General features: G+C 61.4%; 8 protein-coding genes. 4 read left to right on the forward strand and 4 right to left on the reverse strand.

The genetic code is table 11. The features are described from left to right. The first annotated feature begins 50 nt into the window (after positions 1 to 50). From treS to M2394_RS00195, 4 genes are all read left to right on the forward strand, one after another. Complete coding sequence (gene treS, locus M2394_RS00180; protein WP_259171201.1) at positions 51 to 3,413, forward strand: maltose alpha-D-glucosyltransferase; 3,363 nt, start codon at positions 51 to 53, stop codon at positions 3,411 to 3,413. Beyond that, a complete protein-coding gene (gene glgB / locus M2394_RS00185) occupies positions 3,410 to 5,641 on the forward strand; it encodes a 1,4-alpha-glucan branching protein GlgB (RefSeq protein WP_259171202.1) in 2,232 nt (743 codons plus the stop codon). Before treS ends, glgB begins: the two co-directional genes overlap by 4 nt. A 267-nt stretch (positions 5,642 to 5,908) precedes the next feature. Next, positions 5,909 to 10,033: a hypothetical protein gene (locus tag M2394_RS00190; RefSeq protein ID WP_259171203.1), complete on the forward strand. Its 4,125-nt coding sequence runs from the start codon at positions 5,909 to 5,911 to the stop codon at positions 10,031 to 10,033. A gap of 110 nt (positions 10,034 to 10,143) precedes the next feature. Further along, positions 10,144 to 11,310, forward strand: coding sequence for a diguanylate cyclase (locus M2394_RS00195; RefSeq protein ID WP_178923360.1), 1,167 nt, complete (start codon positions 10,144 to 10,146; stop codon positions 11,308 to 11,310). A 3-nt stretch (positions 11,311 to 11,313) separates the two neighbouring features. On the opposite strand, the gene M2394_RS00200 is transcribed toward M2394_RS00195, so the two are convergent. The 4 genes from M2394_RS00200 to lhgO form a co-directional block, all read right to left on the reverse strand. Continuing rightward, positions 11,314 to 13,500: an ATP-binding protein gene (locus M2394_RS00200; RefSeq protein WP_259171204.1), complete on the reverse strand. Its 2,187-nt coding sequence runs from the start codon at positions 13,498 to 13,500 to the stop codon at positions 11,314 to 11,316. A 150-nt stretch (positions 13,501 to 13,650) separates the two neighbouring features. Beyond that, entirely contained in the window at positions 13,651 to 14,502 is an 852-nt protein-coding gene (locus M2394_RS00205; protein WP_178923364.1) for a CAP domain-containing protein, read from the reverse strand. A gap of 81 nt (positions 14,503 to 14,583) precedes the next feature. Then, complete coding sequence (locus tag M2394_RS00210; protein WP_259171205.1) at positions 14,584 to 15,909, reverse strand: MFS transporter; 1,326 nt, start codon at positions 15,907 to 15,909, stop codon at positions 14,584 to 14,586. 58 nt (positions 15,910 to 15,967) lie between these two features. Continuing rightward, complete coding sequence (gene lhgO, locus M2394_RS00215; protein WP_259171206.1) at positions 15,968 to 17,161, reverse strand: L-2-hydroxyglutarate oxidase; 1,194 nt, start codon at positions 17,159 to 17,161, stop codon at positions 15,968 to 15,970. Positions 17,162 to 17,184: the final 23 nt, after the last annotated feature.

A 17,184-nucleotide genomic window follows, 5' to 3' on the forward strand; every position in this document is an offset into this window, starting at 1 on the left:
CATTGACCGTGCTCCATCGAGCCAATGTCAGAGAATTCCAGGAGTTTCCAATGGCGAAGAAACCCACACCCTCCACCTTCATCAAAGACCCGCTCTGGTACAAGGACGCGGTGATCTACCAAGTTCACGTCAAATCCTATTTCGACGCCAATAACGACGGTATCGGTGATTTTCCAGGGCTGATCGCCAAGCTGGACTACATCGCCGACCTGGGCGTGAATACCATCTGGCTGCTGCCGTTCTACCCTTCGCCACGGCGCGACGATGGCTATGACATCGCCGAATACCAAGGCGTGCACAGCGACTACGGCACCCTGGCCGACGCCAAGCGCTTTATCGCCGAGGCCCACAAACGTGGTCTGCGGGTGATCACCGAGCTGGTGATCAACCATACGTCCGACCAGCACCCCTGGTTCCAGCGGGCGCGCAAGGCCAAGCCCGGCTCGGCGGCGCGGGACTTCTACGTGTGGTCCGATGACGACCAGAAGTACGACGGCACCCGCATCATTTTTCTCGACACCGAAAAGTCCAATTGGACCTGGGACCCGGTGGCCGGCCAGTACTTCTGGCACCGCTTCTATTCCCACCAGCCGGACCTGAATTTCGACAACCCAAAAGTCATGGAGGCCGTGCTGTCGGTGATGCGCTACTGGCTGGACATGGGCATCGACGGCCTGCGCCTGGATGCCATTCCGTACCTGATCGAGCGTGATGGCACCCACAACGAAAACCTGCCTGAGACCCATAACGTTCTCAAGCAAATCCGCGCGGAGATCGACGCTCATTACCCCGACCGCATGCTGTTGGCCGAAGCCAATCAGTGGCCCGAAGACACCCAACTCTATTTTGGCGACAAAAAAGGCGACGACGGCGATGAGTGCCACATGGCCTTTCACTTTCCGCTGATGCCGCGCATGTACATGGCCCTGGCCCAGGAAGATCGCTTCCCCATCACCGACATTCTGCGCCAGACCCCGGAAATTCCTGCCCATTGCCAGTGGGCGATCTTCCTGCGCAACCACGATGAATTGACCCTGGAGATGGTTACCGACAAGGAACGCGACTACCTGTGGAACTACTACGCCGCCGACCGTCGTGCGCGGATCAACCTGGGGATTCGCCGGCGCCTGGCGCCGCTGATGGAGCGTGACCGTCGGCGTGTCGAACTGCTCAACAGCCTGCTGCTGTCGATGCCCGGCACGCCGACCCTGTATTACGGCGATGAAATCGGCATGGGCGATAACATCTACCTGGGCGACCGCGATGGCGTGCGCACGCCGATGCAATGGTCTATCGACCGCAATGGCGGGTTCTCCCGTGCCGACCCGGCCAGCCTGGTGCTGCCGCCGATCATGGACCCGTTGTATGGCTATCAATCGGTCAACGTCGAGACCCAGACCCAGGACCCGCACTCGCTGTTGAACTGGACCCGACGCATGCTCGCCGTGCGCAAGCAATCCAAGGCGTTCGGGCGGGGCAGCTTGAAAATGCTCTCGCCGAGCAACCGCCGCATCCTGGCGTACACCCGTGAATTCACCGGGGACGATGGCCGTACCGAGATCATCCTGTGCGTGGCCAACGTGTCCCGCAGCGCCCAGGCGGCCGAACTGGACCTGTCGGCCTTCGCCGGCATGGTGCCGGTGGAGATGCTCGGCGGGAATGCCTTCCCGCCCATCGGCCAGCTCAATTTCCTGCTGACGTTGGCGCCTTATGGGTTTTACTGGTTCGTGCTGGCGGCGGAGAACCAGATGCCCAGCTGGCACGTGGAACCGGCCCAGAGCATGCCGGACTTCACCACCCTGGTACTGAAGAAGCGTATGGAAGAACTCCTGGAAGCACCGTGCCGAGACACCCTCGAGCAAACCTCGTTGCCGGCCTGGCTGCCCAAGCGACGCTGGTTTGCCGGCAAGGACGCGGCTATCGAGCGCGTGCACATCGCCTACGGTGTGCGGTTCGGTGACCCGCAGCATCCTGTATTGCTCAGTGAAATCGAGGTGACCAGCGCGGGGCAGGTCAATCGTTACCAACTGCCTTTCGGGTTTCTGGCAGAGGATCAATTCACCAGCGCCTTGCCCCAGCAATTGGCGCTGGCCCGGGTACGGCGCACGCGCCAGGTCGGGCTGGTGACCGATGCCTTCAGCCTTGAGCACTTTATTCGTGCGGTCATCCAGGGCCTGCAAGCCGGCACGGTGATTGATTCGAGCGATGGCCCCTTGCGCTTTGCCGCCACACCGCACCTGGCGGCGTTGCAACTGACCGATGAGGCGCAGGTGCGTTACCTGTCGGCCGAGCAATCCAACAGCTCGGTGGTGGTGGGGGAGAGCCTGGTGCTCAAGTTGATTCGTAAAGTGGCCAGCGGCGTGCACCCTGAACTGGAAATGAGCGCTTACCTGACCGAGGCGGGCTACCCGAATATTTCGCCGCTGATGGGCTCGGTGGTCCGACGTGACGAGCAAGGGCAGGACAACCTGCTGATGATTGCCCAGGGTTACCTGAGCAACCAGGGTGACGCGTGGGCCTGGACCCAGAACAGCCTGGAGCGGGCGATTCGGGATGAGCTGGCCGAGGCGATGTCCGAGCAGGAACAGCACTACAACGCCCTTGGCGAGTTAAAGGACTTTGCCGGTTTGCTGGGGCAACGCCTGGGGGAAATGCATGTCGTCTTGGGCGCAAGCACGCCGAACAAGGACTTCGCGCCGCAAGTGACCACGGCAAAGGACACCCAGGCCTGGGCCCGGGATGTGGGCGCGCAACTGGACCGTGCGCTGCAATTACTCAAACTTCATGAAACCCGGTTGAACCCCGCGGATCAGGCGTTGGTCAGTGAATTGCTGGTCCAGGAAAAAGCCATAGGCCGTTACGTGCAGGCCTTGGCCAAAGCCACGAAAGGCGGGCTGCGTATCCGGGTGCATGGCGACTTGCACTTGGGCCAGGTGTTGGTGGTGCAGGGCGATGCCTACCTGATCGACTTTGAAGGGGAGCCGGCGCGCCCGTTGCATGAGCGGCGTGGCAAGCACAGCCCCTATAAAGATGTGAGTGGCGTACTGCGTTCGTTTGATTACGCGGCAGCCATGGCCCTGAATGTGCAGGGTGTGGATCACTCGCCCGAGGCAGACCTGGCGCGCAAACGCGTAACCGATCGTTACTTGAAAGAGGCGCGCGAGGCATTTATCCAGGCTTATCAGGCAGCTACGTCTACACTGGCGCATGACTGGCAGGATGCCAAAGGCCAGGACGCAGCGCTGACGTTGTTCAGCCTGGAGAAGGCCGCGTATGAAGTGGCCTACGAAGCGGAGAACCGCCCGACCTGGTTGCCGGTGCCCCTGCAAGGGCTGCATGGCTTGCTGAGCGGGATGGTCTCTACAGAGAAAGCACCTATATCGAAAACTGCACGCGGTGGGGAGACGTCATGAGCTTTACACATAAAGAACCGCTGCAACCGAAGTTGACTGCATTACCGGCAGCCAAGGATGTCGAGGCGCTGGTACGCGCCGAACACCATGACCCGTTCTCGATTCTCGGGCCCCATGATGACGAGCAGGGCGGCCAGTTCATCCGTGCCTTCCTGCCGGAAGCCTTGAGCGTCCAGGTACTGGCGCGCGACAGTGGCGAGCACATCGGTAGCCTTGATGCGACCCAGGTGCCGGGCTTGTTTGTCGGCCACTTCAGTGCGCGCCAGGACTACCTGCTGAAAATCCAGTGGGCCGGTGGCGAGCAGATCACCGAAGATCCCTACAGTTTCAGCCAATTGCTCTTGGGTGAAATGGACCTGTACCTGTTTGCCGAAGGCAACCACCGAGACCTCAGCAGCTGCCTGGGCGCCCAGGTGACCAGCGTCGATGGCGTGCAGGGCGTACGGTTTGCCGTGTGGGCACCGAATGCGCGGCGGGTGTCGGTCGTGGGCGACTTCAATATCTGGGACGGTCGCCGTCACCCCATGCGTCTGCGGCATCCGTCGGGCGTGTGGGAGATCTTTATCCCACGCCTGCAACCGGGCGCCGCCTACAAATACGAGATCCTCGGCAGCCACGGCATCCTGCCGCTCAAGGCTGACCCGGTGGCGCTGGCCACGCAATTGCCCCCCGACACTGCGTCAAAGGTCGCCGAACCGTTGCAGGTCGACTGGCAGGACCATGAGTGGATGCAGGCGCGGGTCGAGAAACAGAAGCACACCGCACCGCTGTCGATCTACGAGTTGCACGTGGGGTCCTGGCAGGCCGAGCTGGACGAGGCGGGCGAAGTGGCGCGCCAATACAACTGGCGTGAGCTGGCTGAGCGCTTGATCCCTTATGTGCAGCAACTGGGCTTCACCCATGTCGAGCTGATGCCGATCATGGAACACCCGTTCGGCGGTTCCTGGGGGTACCAGGCACTGTCACAATTCGCGCCGACTGCGCGTTTTGGTTCGCCGCAAGACTTTGCCTACTTTGTCGACGCCCTGCACCGGGCGGATATCGGTGTGATCCTTGACTGGGTGCCGGCGCATTTTCCTACCGATACCCACGGCTTGGCGCAGTTCGACGGCACCGCGCTGTACGAGTACGGCAATCCCCTGGAAGGCTTTCATCAGGACTGGGACACCTTGATCTACAACCTGGGCCGCACCGAAGTGCACGGCTTCATGCTGGCGTCGGCCTTGCATTGGCTCAAGCATTTCCACGTCGACGGCCTGCGCGTGGATGCGGTGGCCTCGATGCTCTACCGCGACTATTCGCGCAAAGCCGGCGAGTGGGTGCCCAACCGCCATGGCGGCCGCGAGAACCTGGAGGCCATCGACTTCTTGCGTCACCTCAATGACGTGGTTGCCCTCGAAGCGCCCGGCGCCTTGGTGATTGCCGAAGAATCCACGGCCTGGCCCGGTGTGAGCCAGCCAACCCAGCAGGGTGGCCTGGGCTTCAACTACAAGTGGAACATGGGCTGGATGCACGATTCGTTGCACTACATCCAGCAGGACCCGGTGTACCGCGCCCATCATCACAACGAGCTGAGTTTCGGCCTGGTGTACGCCTGGTCCGAGCGTTTCATCCTGCCGATCTCCCACGATGAAGTGGTGCACGGCAAGCATTCGCTGATCGACAAGATGCCCGGCGACCGTTGGCAGAAGTTCGCCAACCTGCGCGCCTACCTGGCGTTCATGTGGATGCACCCGGGCAAGAAGCTGCTGTTCATGGGCTGCGAGTTCGGCCAGTGGCGCGAGTGGAACCACGACCAGCAACTGGACTGGTACTTGTTGCAATACGCCGAACACAAAGGCGTGCAAAAACTGGTAGGCGATTTGAACCGCCTGTACCGCGAAGAGCCGGCGCTGCACGAGCAGGACGACGCGCCCCAGGGCTTCCAATGGCTGATTGGTGACGACGCGATCAACAGCGTCTACGCCTGGCTGCGCTGGAGCAAGGAGGGTCGGCCGGTGCTGGTGGTCGCCAACTTTACCCCGGTGCCGCGGGAGGCCTACAAGGTCGGCGTGCCATTTGCCGGGCGTTGGAGTGAGGTGATCAACAGTGATGCGGACACTTATGCAGGTTCCAATTACGGCAATGGTGGGGATGTCTTCACCCAGGACGAGCCGCAGCATGGGCAGCCTGTGTCGTTGTCGTTGAATCTGCCGCCCCTGGGGGTGTTGATCCTGCGACCCGAATAACCGCCAATACTGGCCAGCAGGCACTCACGGGCTGTGCAGCGGTTGTATCGCGCTGCATGGCCCGCTGTCGTTTTGTGCCATCGAATGTTGACTTGGATTGTCACAAATATCTCTGGAACATTTTCCTACGCGGCTTCCACACAAGGATGTCGGCAATAAGGCGCAGTTCTTTCAGCTCTGCTCGCTTTTTCGCTGGGTCCGTGAACGCCAATCCAGAGAAGAAAAAACACCATGACGTCTGTCCAGTTGAGAGCACCCGGAACTCCCTTGACCGCTCACGGCAAGCTGCTGCCTGAAAAACCTTTAGCTTTTCCCGCAAAAGCCCAGCCGTTATCGACTGCGCGCAACCCGGCTCAGCCTGACGCGGTGGGTGCAAGGCTGGCAGACCTTGATCAGATGTTGAAAGTGTTACACGAGCTGAAGGCAGGCAAAGGCACTCCTGATGCGCAAAAAGTCCATGTGGTGCTCGGCAAGCAATCGCCGCTCGTACCGACTACCGGTGTGACTGCGCCGGGCACTAACCAGTTGGACACTATGCTCAAGTTCTACGGCGTTGTTCCGTCGAACCCACGAACGCCTGCCGAGGTGCAAGCAGCGATTCATGCCGTGGAAAATACCCGCAGTGAAATATCCCTGGGCCTGGATGACGATTCCACTCGGGTCGATGCGTTGCTGCAGGAGAGTAGCGAGGGTGCTATTGCTGAGGTCGTCAATGAAACAGAGGTGGCACGCAAAAAACCGTTGCTCAGCTATCTGACCGAAGGCCTCTCGGCGCAAGCGCTGGAAAAGGCCAAGGACACACCCGCCGTACTGTTGGCGCTGATTCTCAAGTCGCCCAATGCAGAACGACTGCTCCAAACGTTGCTGAAGAAACTGGGCGGTGCCGAGTTCTCGCTGAAGGACGTTATTTCCCCGGCCGTTAAGGTGCGGCTGGTCATGAAAGCCATCGCCTTGAGCCTGGACCCATTAACCGGGCGCAAGGCCGGACACGTCGCGGGATTCGACCTGACCTCTCGTGATCTGTGGGGGCAAAGCTATGGGTCTATCAGCGCAAGCCTTCACCAGCATCTGGTGGATGCGAAGAAACTGTCCTCCCTTGAAGCGCACCTGGCTGCTTACATTCTTAAACCGAGTTTGCCAGCTGAGTTCGCCGTGGCGGATATTCCTGAGGCGTTGCCGTATCAAGGAAGCGCTGTCTGGGTGAATTTCAAGCACGGTGTCGCGCTGGCTGAAATGATTGAACCGGGTTCGGCACGCCGCATGAGTTTCCAGGCGCTGGTTGACTTGCCTGGCAAGCTGAGCGAACAGGCGACCACGGACGAACAGCGCGGGCTCATCACCGCGACGCGCATTCCGGCCATTCTGGAGTGGGCGACAGCGCAGGGCGTGATCCCGCAGAAAGACGAGTATTCCCAAGATGAAATTCAGCATGCTGTCTCGGTGTTTGATGAACATGTGAGTGACATCGTAGAAGCCACCACGCAATTGGCCACCGATGTGCCGATGCGCAAGCAGTATTTTGAGCGGATGGAAAAGGGCACCTCGCGCACTGAGGTGTTGTCGCTGATCAGTCCTTTTTTTGCGCTGTATCGACACCTCAATGGCGAGAAAATCAGGCCGTCTGACGCCGTCTATGAGTACCCGGTTTACGATGAGGACCGCTTTGAGAGCGAGTTTGGACGCTATCTGACCCAAGCCAAGGCAGGCTACGCCCGGGTGGTGCTCAGCCAACTGGCCCAGCTTCCATTCAAGGATCGGGTGGCAATCGAGAGGGGTGAGGTCACGCTGTATGCCCTCAGGGTCAAGCCTGGCTCCGACACGGAGACCGATGACGACAAGAAGGCGGCGTTGACGCGCCCGGGCTTCCTGATAAAGGCGGTGTACGAAGGGCAGACCCATTACTATGAAATGAATCCGGTGAAAGGGATTGCCCGGCGTCGTGATGATCTGAAACCGGTCCTGGAGTCGTACGATCCGACAGAAAAAAACTACACAAAGGACTTTGTTTCCATCGAACACTCGGACGATGGGGCTGCGTCCGAATCCATTGTTGTACGCAATAGCCGTGCAGGCAGGGCGGCGTTCAAGCAAGCGTGGATTGACTTCAAGGCCGGCAAGGGGCCACGACCGAAAAGTTTCAGCATCGTGGTGCCTCAACAGCTTGCGCACTTTCCTGCTCCTACCAGCCCGTCGAAAGACTCAGTACCCCGTACACTGACGTCCAACCGTTCTGAAGAAATCGCAGTGGCAATCAGTCGAGGCCTGTTCTATGTCGACGAAGAAAAATTGCAGGAGTGGGCCGCGTCTGACCCTGACCGCAAAAGCTCGGCGCACAAAAATGACCAAGCGTTCTGGGAGCGGATAAAGGGTGTGGGGCAGTTCTTTATCCCGTTTTGGAGTGGCATTGAGGATCTCGTCAACGGACGGACCAAGGACGGCATTCTGGGCCTGGTGGTGGATGGGCTCTTCACCTTCGCCGGCCCGGCCGGCCGGTTGGCGTCAGGCACGGTGCGCGCGTTGTCCGGCGCGGGACGGCTCACCCTGCGAGGGCTCTTACCGAAGTTCGCGCCTCTGGTGAAGCAGTTCGGGGTGTCCGTGGGCCACAACCTGAACCCGCTCGATCCGGTACTGCATGGCATAAACTTCAAAGGCGGGAAGTCGCTCACATTCAAACCCGCAGACATCAGCAGAATCAAGGCGGGTGCTGCGCAGTTCAAGCAGTCATTGTCGTTCAAACTGCCTGGCAAGGGCCGTTATGAGGTCACACCCGACCTGCCTCTCACCACGAGGAGCTTGCCCGAAGGGGGAACGGTCAGGGTCCCTGACGGCATCTCCAGCGACCAGGTACGTGTACTGAAAAGGCAGCATCACACCGACGTGGTGGTCGGCGATGACGTCTTTCGTTTTGACCCGCGCAACCCCGACAAGCTGATCAAGGTGGGTGGTCCGGAGCAGGCAGGGCCGCTGGACGGTTTTACACTGACCTGCGGCGCGGTGGGCAAGCGGTCAAAGCGAGACGTGGACGACCTGTGTTACACCAAGCTCATCGAGCCTGGTGGTACGCCGGTTTTCCAGGATGCCCAAGCGCTTGAGCATCGCCGATTGATTCCTATGGCAGGGCAGGCCAACAGGCCGCGTACTGTGGTGCATGAACATCGGTTATATCGGGTCAACGAGGTGGGTAACCAGGAGCTTTTGCCGATCGCGACGCGACAGCCTATCACCTACAAACCTCACACGAGCGGCACACGGGTCAACGAACCGGATTTTGGTTTTGATGACTTTGGCCAGCCCCGGGCGCTGAACCAGGACACCGTGGTGGTGAAGATGGACGCGATCAGCGATCTGAGCCATGACCAGCGTGTTGTCAGAGGGGTCAAGGTCGACCACGGTGGCAAGCAGTACGTGGTGGTGGAGGGCGACACGGGCGTTCACTACTACGCCGAGCTCACGGGTTCCGACACCCTGGATTTCCATCGATTGACCCGTAATGACCCGGTAGACGCTGACTTCATTCGCCAACACGATCAGTTCAAGGACCTCCATGGCTACGTGGCGCAGGGTACACCCAACAACCAACTGGTGGTTTTGCCGAGCATTGAGACCCTGATCAATAAAATCCTGGCGGAGAATCCCCTGTCACCGGCGGAAATCGACCATCTGGTCAAGGTACTCAGCGGGCTGACGGTCGAGAAGCGGCGTGAAGTCTTGATGGCTGTCTACGCAAGCGGAAATAATCCGGGGAAAGTGGTGGTCGCGGCAAAACCGATCCGGCTTGAGCCCATCAAGAAGCCCGCGGACTTCGCACAACTGACACCCGAGCAGCAGAACGGCGTGTATGCGCAAGGTGGCAAGAAGGCAGTGGACGATCAGTTTGACGCCACGGGCATACGCTCTGCCAATCAACAAGTGCCCGGCCAACCGGGTGAACACGTGCGCAATCAGAGTGCCTCGGAAACCGTGGGGTGGCTGTATACGCGAACGAATGCGCCCAATTACTCCGAAATTGTGCTCAAGACCGGGGCCGGTAATTGCGACCAGATGGCCAAGGTCGCGGTTGATACGATCAACGTCAGTGGCGGCAACGCCCGTATCGCGCAAGTACCCGGGCATACGTTTGCTATTGTCGGTGGCCCGCCTGGATCACCGCGCAGCCAAGGGTTTACCGGGCCCGAGTGGGCGGACGCCTGGGTGGTCGACCCCTGGGCGGGTATCACCTGCCCGGCCGTGGACTACCCGGCCCGGTTCAAGGCACGGATGCAGGAGTGGAGCCACTCGGGCAGGCGAATCCTGATCAGCAACGGGAAGACACCGCCGCAGTCGGTCTGGAGCGATCCCATGACGCCACGCTGGATCGATGCAACGGTCAATGGCGAGGCTCAAGTGTTCTGAGCATCGCGCCGTCGTCTATGCTGAAGCCGGGGGTTATTCAGGCGGTCAAAACCAGACAATGCCTCTATCTGGCGTGATTCAGTTGTTCAGGGTGCTGGCAGGGTGCCACAATGGCGCCTTTGTCGTGGCAGTCGAAGCAGGCGGATTTCATGAACGGCCTTGGGCGTGGGCGGGACCAGGATTGTTTTATCGAGGAGCAGGTGCGAACGGACCGTTTGCACCAGCTGTTTCGTCAGTCGTTCGCCGCCATTTTCGGCAGTTACCTGGGCGCCGCCATGCTCTGCTGGCTGTGCTGGGACCGCTTTGATCATCAGGTGATGTTGATCTGGATGGTGGTGCTGGCGGTCACCTCGCTGCTGCGCCTCAAGATGTTCATGGACTGGTTCCGCTGCCCGAACATCGAACGCACTCCCGATCGTTGGGAGCGCCGCTACTGGGTCACGTTGATGCTGTCGGCCGGCGTGTGGGGCCTGGGTGCCCTGGCCGTGATGCCCACCGACGACCGCGTGTCCCAGGTGTTGGTGATGCTGTTTACCGTGGGCATGTCGGTCAGCGCGGTGTCCTGTTACTCCGCCTATCGCTACATGACCCTGGGTTCCATGGGCCTGGTGTTACTGCCGTGCACGCTGTGGCTGCTGTTTCAGCCGTCGCCGATGCAGGTGGGCGTGGCGGTGGCGGTGCTGGTGTTCTCGACCTTTGTGGTCAGCGCCACGCGCAAATTGTCCGATGCCCTGGAAAAAGCCTTCCGCCTGACCCGGCAGATGGAACGCGCTCACAACATCTCCACCCGCGCCGCACAGACCGACGAGCTTACCGGGCTGATGAACCGTCGCGCCTTCTTCGAACATGCCCAGTTGTTGTACGCCCAATGCCGGCACAACCAACAGCCGTTGAGCGCGCTGATGATGGACATGGACCACTTCAAAGACATCAACGACACCTACGGCCACCAGGCGGGTGACCAAGTGCTGCGCCAGATTGGCGGCGTGATCAGCGCGTCGTTTCGCCAGGCCGACGTGTATGGCCGCCTGGGTGGCGAAGAGTTTGCCGTGCTGTTGCCCAACACCTCATTGGAAACCGCCCGCGACATCGCCGAGCAACTGATCAAGGCGATTTCCGGTCTGGCCGCCGAACCCGTGCACGGCCTGACCGCCAGCCTGGGCGTGGCCACCACCCGCAGCCTCGACCAGGACCTGCACAGCTTGATGAACACCGCCGACAAGGCGCTGTACCGGGCCAAGGCCCTGGGGCGCAATCAGGTGGCGGTGGCGGAGTAGGGCTCAGTCCCGGGCCATCGACTTGGCCAGTGCCCGTGCCACCTGCTCGGTCGAGTAGGGCTTGGCCAGGAACTCGAAGCCTTCATAGCCGCTGTCGGCCAATTCTTCGCTGTAGCCCGAGGTGAGCACCACCGGCAGGTCCGGGCGGCGTTGGCGCAGCAGCCTGGCCATCGCCACGCCGGTCATGCCTGGCATCACCACGTCCGAGAAAATCCCGTCGAAGGCCATGGCATTCGCCCCGGCCAGCGCCAGCGCCTGTTCGGCATCGGTGGCCCAGGTGGTCTGGTAGCCCAGGTCCTGCAGGATCTGGTTGGCGAAGCGGCCCACTTCCAGGTTGTCTTCGACGATCAGGATATGCCGCAGGGTGGTGTCGGGCAGCGGGGCGTGTTCCTCGGGTTGCGCAGGCGGTTGCACAGTGGGAGGCGCCACTTCGGGCAGGTACAAGGTAAACACCGTGCCGCGCCCGAGGGTGCTGGCCACATCGACGTTGCCGCCCGATTGCTTGGCAAACCCGAACACTTGGGACAAGCCCAGGCCGGTGCCTTTGCCCACGGCCTTGGTGGTAAAGAAAGGCTCAAAAATGCGCTCCACGTTGTCGCCGGGAATGCCGCTGCCGGTGTCGGCCAGGGATACGGCCACACACGGCTGGCGCACTTCGGCCTCCCCGCGAATACGCGGCAAGGCCGGCACGCTGGCCACGCGCAGGGTCAGTTGGCCCTGGCCGTCCATGGCGTCACGGGCGTTGAGGGCCATGTTGATCAGGGCGGTTTCAAACTGGCTGGAATCGACGCGCACATGGCACGGCGTGGCAGGCAGTTCGATTTGCACGTGGATGCGCGCACCGGTCACGCTTTCGAGCATTTCGCCGATGTTCTTGACCCGCAGGCTCACGTCGAAGACTTCCGGGTTCAGCGGTTGGCGACGGGCGAAGGCGAGCAGTTGGCTGGTGAGCTTGCTGGCCCGCTCGACGGTGTCGGAGACGGCGCCCATGTAGCGTTGGCGGCGTTCTTCGGACAGCCCGGGCTGGCGCAGGAAGTCCATGGACGAGCGAATGATGGTCAACAGGTTGTTGAAGTCATGGGCCACGCCACCGGTCAATTGGCCGATGGCTTCGAGTTTCTGTGATTGGTGCAGGGCGGCTTCGGCCTGGGTCAGCGCGGTGGTGCGCTCTTCTACCCGTTGCTCCAGGGTGGCGTTCAATTCGGTGATGGCCGTCAGCCCGTCGCGCACTGCCGCGTCGGCGCGCACGCGCTCGATATGCGCCCAGGAGCGTTCGGTGACTTCGCCCACCAAGGCCAGGTCGTAAGGCGACCACACACGGGCGTTCTTGTGATGCACCGCCATCAGCGCCGTCAGGTGCCCGTCCTTGATCAGCGGAAAGCACACCGTCGCCAAGGCGCCCAGGGCCTGATAACTGGCAGCTTCGCTGGGGGCGAATTCCACGCGGTTGTCGTGGATCACCAGGGGCTCGCCTGCGCGCAAACGGCGCACGGCCAACTCGCCGAACGACGCCAGGCTGTAGCGCCCGACGATACTGGGTGACCCGGGCGCGGCCCAGTTGCCGCGAATGGTGAAGCCGTCCTGGTCGTCGTCCATGTCGGCATACGCGCAGTTCGACACGTGCAGGTGCTCGGCCAGCAACCGCGTGGTGCTGGTCATGATGGCTTCGGCATCGATGGCATTGGCTACCGCACTGCCGATGGCGTCCAGCACCGCCAGACGGCGTGTGAGAAACACGGTGGCGGTGGTCTCAGTGACGGTATTGAGCAGGCCCACGACCTTGCCCTGGGAGTCGCGGATCGGGCTGTAGCAAAAGGTGAAATAGGCCTGTTCGGCCCCGGCGCCGCGCTCGATCACCAGCGGGAAATTTTCGACATAGGTGGCGTGCCCTTCGAAGACCGCCTGGGCGATGGGGCTGACCTCTTCCCAGGCTTCACGCCAGACCTCGTTGAACGGACGCCCCAGCGCATAGGGCTTGTCGCCCAGGATCGGGGTCATGGCGTCGTTGTAGAGCATGGTCAGGTGAGGGCCCCACGCGATGGACTGCGGGAAGCTGGAGGCAAAGCACAAGGCCACGGTGGTCTTGAGGACATCGGGCCAGTGTTCCAGCGGGCCCAGAGGCGTCGCGGCCCAATCATGCTGGCGAACGCGCTCAGCCATGTCGCTGCTGCTTTGCAGCCAATTCATCATTGGGAAAACACCTTGTTTGCCTCGGTCGGTTCAACGCCTGGAAGGGGCGGCCTGACAAGCAACAGACCGGAATGCCCCCTGGCAGTTCAGCGGGATTTTCCGAATGATATCAATTTGATGCTTCGGTGGCGTGGGGCTTCTGCAAATCCATTATTGCGCGCCAAAAACCCCCGTCCAGTAAATCCCTGCATCGCTCTTGGGGTCCATCGCATAGGCGGCACCCAGCTCACGGAATTGCGGGTTCATCAGGTTGGCGCAATGGCCCGGGCTGGCCAGCCAGCCGTCCACCACTTTGCGCGGGGTGTCCAGGCCAGCCGCGATGTTTTCGCCGATGTTCTTCGCGATATATCCGGCCAGTTCGGCGCGGTCACCCGGGGTGCGGCCGTCGTGGTCGAGGTGGTCGAAGAAGTTGCCGTTGGCCATGTTGCGTGTGTGACTGTTGGCGGCATTGGCCAGGTCGTCGTTCCACGACAGCGGGGTGGTTGCGGGAAAGGCTTGGGTGCCGCATTGGCGCGGCTGTTCACGGGCGGCGTTGATCAGGCCGAGCAGTTGCTTGCCTTCGGTCTGCCAATCGCCCAGGCCACTGGACAGCAGCGGGCGGGCGAGCACGATGCGCCAGTCCTGGCCGCTGTTGCTCACGCCGATGTCGACAAACTGCGGATCCAGCACTACGCGGCAGAAACTTTCGCGCACGGCCTTCATCGCCGCTTGCGCGTCCTTGGGGCCCGACAGGCTGATGGCCTGCACATTGACCATCGGGTAGGCCGCACGGGCCAGGGCCTGCTGCAGGTCGCCAACGTTGGTGGCGGGCAGCACGAGCCGGGTGTCGCTGGCCAGCGGCGGCAGTTCCTGGGAACCCTGGTTGCCGCAGCGCTGCACCTGGCTGCGGTAATCGTTGATCTGTTGTACCAACTGACTTTCTTCATTCGCCATCGCGCTGGCGCAGAACACCAAACTGGCGGCCAGCGTCGTAAGACCCATCATCAATGACAGAACGCGCATGGACGTTACCCTTGAGCTTGAAAGTGCCCATGATGCGCGATGTAGGTGCGTCCATGCACCCGTTGGTCCGAACTTTTTTCCTCAGTTCTTGAATGCCGAGTGTTTGCGGCCCTGATCGCACAAGGCAAACACCACCACCAGCAGGGACGAAACCGCGAGGATTATCACAACGCCATCAGTGGAGTGAGTGGCTGAGGCCGCCACCATCGACAGCGCCCCTAATGGCGCGAGGCCACCGGCGATGGCGGTGCCGATTTCACGCCCGGTGCCAAAGCCCGAAGAGCGGGTCTGGGTCGGGAACTGACGGCTCAGGAACGAGCCCTGTGGCGCAAACATCATCGGCGCCAGGATGCCGGTGCCCACGCCAATGGCCAGGTAGATCATCAGGCTTTCGCCACTGTTGAGCAGCGCCAGGAACGGGTAGGCGAACAGCAGCGAGCACACCCCGCCGAGCATCAACACGGTCTTGCTGCTCCATTTGTCGCACAGCCAGCCGAAGCAGGGCACGGCGACGATGGCGATCAGGCTGGCGATGGTCACCGACAGCGAGGTGACGTGCACGTCCACGCCTTTGAACTGGGTGAGGTAGGCCAGGGAAAAGGTCTTGAAGATGTAGCTCAGGGCGTTGTAGCCAATCGCCACGAAGAACACCACCGCCAGGCCCTTCAGGTCGTTCTTGAACAAGGCCTTGAGCGGTGATGCCTTGGCTTTGCTTTCGGCCTTGCTCAGCTCGTTGAATTGCGGGGTTTCCGGGATGCTGCGGCGCACCCACAGGCCCACGCCCACCAGCACGATGCTGCACACAAACGGGATGCGCCAGCCGCCGGCCAGCAGGAACTCGTTGCCGTTGATGGTCAGCAGGTAGACCGTGAGCGAGGACAGCAGCAAGCCCAGGTTCAGGCCCAGTGCCGGCCAGGCACCCTGGCTGCCGCGTTTGTTTTGGGAGGCGTGCTCGTAGGACGTCACCGCCGCTCCCGACAACTCGGCACCGGCGCCCAGGCCCTGGATGATGCGGATAAACACCAGCACGATCGGTGCCCAGATGCCGATGGAGGCGTAGCTGGGGATCAGGCCGATCAGCGTGGTGCACACGCCCATCAGGCAGAAGGTCAGCACCAGCACTTGCTTGCGACCGAACTTGTCGCCCAGGTAGCCAAACAGAATGCCGCCGAACGGGCGTGCGATAAAGCCGATGGCGAAGGTGGAAAAGGCCATCAGCGTGGCGGTCTTCGGATCACTGTTATCGAAGAAGATCTTCGAGAACACAATCGCGGCCATGGTGGCGTAGAGGTAAAAATCGTACCACTCCAGCATTGAGCCAAAGATGGTGGCGGCCGCGACTTTGCGCAGGCGCTTGCGGGTTTGCTCGGGCGTTTCGGTGCTGGGGATGGAGGCGGGGGCCGTCATGCGTTACTTCCTTCTGAGTCTTTATAGTTATTGTCAAATGGACGTTTGGTGCCGGGTGTTACGCGGGGGTGAACAGGCGGTCGGCGATCATCGCGCCGATGGGCATGGCTGACGTGGCGGCCGGCGAGGGCGCGTTGCACACGTGCAGCATTCGCGCGGTCTGGGCGAACAAAAAGTCGTGTACCAGGCTGCCGTCGCGCATCACCGCCTGGGCGCGAATGCCCGCTTCATAGGGCAGCAAGTCGTCGAGGGTCAGCGATGGGCAGTACTTGCGGCACTGCTCCAGGTAACCGGACTTGAACAGCGAATTCTTCATTTCGGTGGTGCCCGAGCCGAGGTTCTGCCAAATGGTTTTCCAGAACCCCGGGAAGCTGGCGTACTGCGCCACATCGCGCCAGTTCACCGAAAACTTGCGGTAATTCTCGCGGCCCAGGCCCAACACGGCATTCGGGCCGACGGTAACGCTGCCGTCGATCATGCGCGTGAGGTGAACGCCGAGGAACGGCAGCTCCGGGTCGGGAATCGGGTAGATCAGGTGGTTGACGATGTTGTTTTTTTCCGGCGGCAGGCGGAAGTATTCGCCCCGGAACGGGATGATCTGATGGTCGATCTTGATCCCGGCCAGGGTCGCCAGGCGGTCCGACTGCAAGCCTGCACACACCACCAGGTGGCGCGCCTGCCAGGTTTCGCTGCGGGTGCTGATGGTGACCTTGTCGGTGTCTTCGCGGATCGCGGTCACGGTGCGGTCCAGGCAGATCTGGCCACAGCGACGGCGGATCACCTCAGCCATGGTCTCGCACACCTGGCGGTAGTCGACGATGCCGGTGGCGTCGAGAAACAGCCCGCCCAGGCCAACGATGTTCGGTTCACGCTGGCGCAACTGGTCGGCATCCAGCCGCTCAACCTTCATGCCGTTGAGCTGAGCGCGCGCATACAGCGCTTCCATGCGTTGCATTTCCAGCGGATTGGACGCCACCAGCAGCTTGCCGCACACCTCGAACTTGATGCCGTGCTCGGTGCAGAACTGCTTGGTCTGTTCGGCGCCGCGCTTGCACAGGTCGGCCTTCAGGCTGCCGGGTGCGTAGTAGATGCCAGCATGGATCACGCCGCTGTTGTGGCCGGTCTGGTGCTTGGCCAGCACCGACTCTTTTTCCAGGATCACCAGGGACGCGCCGGGTTTGCGCTTGAGCAGTTCCATGGCGGTGGCCAGGCCGACGATGCCGCCGCCGATGATGCAATAGTCGTGAATCATGATGCGGAGTCTCTAAGGTTGCA

The organism is Pseudomonas sp. BIGb0164, assembly GCF_024810135.1.
In the GTDB taxonomy this organism is placed as follows: domain Bacteria; phylum Pseudomonadota; class Gammaproteobacteria; order Pseudomonadales; family Pseudomonadaceae; genus Aquipseudomonas.